This window comes from Mesorhizobium sp. M7A.F.Ca.CA.002.09.1.1 (genome assembly GCF_003998555.1).
Taxonomy (GTDB): domain Bacteria; phylum Pseudomonadota; class Alphaproteobacteria; order Rhizobiales; family Rhizobiaceae; genus Mesorhizobium; species Mesorhizobium ciceri.
This window is the reverse complement of the sequence record NZ_RZRR01000981.1, coordinates 1-1,946: the sequence shown is the minus strand read 5'-3', so window position 1 is coordinate 1,946 and position 1,946 is coordinate 1. Positions and strand designations below refer to the sequence as shown.

Annotated in this window: 2 protein-coding genes; one reads left to right on the top strand and one right to left on the bottom strand. The window is 64.5% G+C overall.

Going from position 1 to position 1,946, the window contains the following annotated elements:
• The coding region (locus tag EN994_RS29185; RefSeq protein WP_245466114.1) for a LuxR C-terminal-related transcriptional regulator at positions 1 to 961 on the top strand (961 nt) is incomplete at its 5' end.
• Between the two features lie 55 nt (positions 962 to 1,016).
• Here EN994_RS29185 and EN994_RS29180 read toward each other — a convergent pair.
• Positions 1,017 to 1,946: cytochrome d ubiquinol oxidase subunit II (locus EN994_RS29180; protein ID WP_164746308.1), on the bottom strand; the 930-nt coding region annotated here is incomplete at its 5' end.

Sequence of the window (1,946 nt, the reverse complement as noted above, 5' to 3'; positions counted from 1 at the left end):
CACCAATTGCGCCTGTGGCGAGATCAACCAATTGGGCTACAGCCAGGCTCAATCCTTCCTTGATCGCGGCATCGACTATTGCGTCGAGAACGATCTGGCGACTTGGCGTGACTATATGCGTGGGGTTCGGGCACAGTTGTTGTTGCGTCAGGGATACTGGAACGAAGCCGCCGCCGAGGCTCTGGATGTCATAAGCAATGACCAGGCGACGGCGCTGGTCCGCTATCCCGCTTTGGTGGCCCTGGTGAAACTGCGTCTTCGGCGCGGAGATCCTTCGGCCGAGCCACTGCTGGCGGAAATGAATCGGTTCCTGGAAAGGGGAGCCGAATTGCAGCGGCTGTTGCCGTACGCCGCCATCGTCGCCGAGCAGGCATGGCTCGGCGAGGCGGAAATCGCCGAGGCGCTGCGGCTGATCGACCTTGCCGAGACCCTGTCGCCGACGCGGGCTAGGTTTGCCGAACTGGCCAGCGGGCGCCAGATCCTCTCCGCCGGTAGCGACGCGGGGGATACGGCCGGCATGGCCGCGCCGTACCGAATGCTCCTGGCTGGCGACTGGCAAGGGGCGGCCGCGGTCTGGGCGGATCTCAACGCACCTTATGAACGTGCGCTCGCGCTCGCCCAGGGCGATGAGCCGGCGCAGCGTGCGGCACTCGAGATATTCGAGACCCTTGGAGCCAAGCCGGTTGCGAGCCATGTGCGCGAAATCATGCGGCGCAACGGCGTCATTCGCATCGCCCGGGGGCCGCGCCAGACCACGCGCGCCAACAGCGCCGGCCTGACCCAACGCCAGATGGAAGTGCTGCAACTGATCGAGCGCGGCTTCTCCAACAAGCGGATCGCAGAGCATCTGACCATTTCACCAAAAACCGTCGATCACCATGTCTCCGCGGTTCTGGGTAAGCTGGATGCCATCTCGCGTGGCGAGGCCACAGCTGCCGCGCGCGATTCCGGGCTGATCTGAAAGCAGCCCTTCCTGAGAAAGCCCATGGCGCTTTGCGTCAAAGAGATGGAGCGGATCAATCGTAGGTCAGGTCGGTCGCCTTGCCGCCGAACACCCGGTAGGCATAGAAGGAATAGAAGATGATGATCGGCAGCACCACCACGGTGCCGGCCAGGATGATGGCCAGGCTTTCCGGTGCCGAGGCTGCCTGCCAGATGGTCAGGCGATCCGGCACCACGAACGGGTAGAACGACCAGGCGAGGCCGGCAAAGCCAAGCGCGAAGATGGCCGCCAGCGTCAGGAACGGCGTCAGTGAATGGCGGTCGTCGGGCTTCGGCAGATGGAAGGTCTGCCGCCACAGCCACAGAAACAGCAGCGCCGACAGGATCGGCAGCGGCGACAGATAAAGCATCTCCGGCCAGACGAACCATTTGTCGAAGATGCGCGGGCTGGCGAAGGGCGTCGCCAGCGACACCGCGGCCATGCCGAGTGCGGTCAGCACCAGCGTCGTGCGCAGCCAGCGCACCGCCTTCTTCTGCAGCTCGCCTTCGGTCTTGTAGATCACCCAGGCGGCACCCATCGCCGCGTAGGCGGCGGCAAGGCAGAACGCCACCAGCACGCCGAACGCCATGCCGCCGAGGCCGACATCGAGGCCGAGCACATAGACACCCAGCATGTAGCCCTGCGCCAGTGAGGCGATGAGCGAACCCAGGAAGAAAATACGGTTCCAGCGATGCTTCCGGCCAGCTGGCACCTTGGCGCGGAAATCGAAGGCAACGCCGCGCAGGATCAGCCCGAGCAAAAGCACGAAGACCGGAATGTAGAGCGCCGTCAGGATGACGCCATGCGCCAGCGGGAAGGCGACCAGCAGCAGGCCGACGGCCAGCACCAGCCAGGTTTCGTTGGCGTCCCAGAACGGGCCGATCGCGGCAATCATCGTATCCTGTTCGCCGTCGCCGAAGACGCCGAACCGGATACGATGCTTGCCGCGATCGGCCCGTTCTGG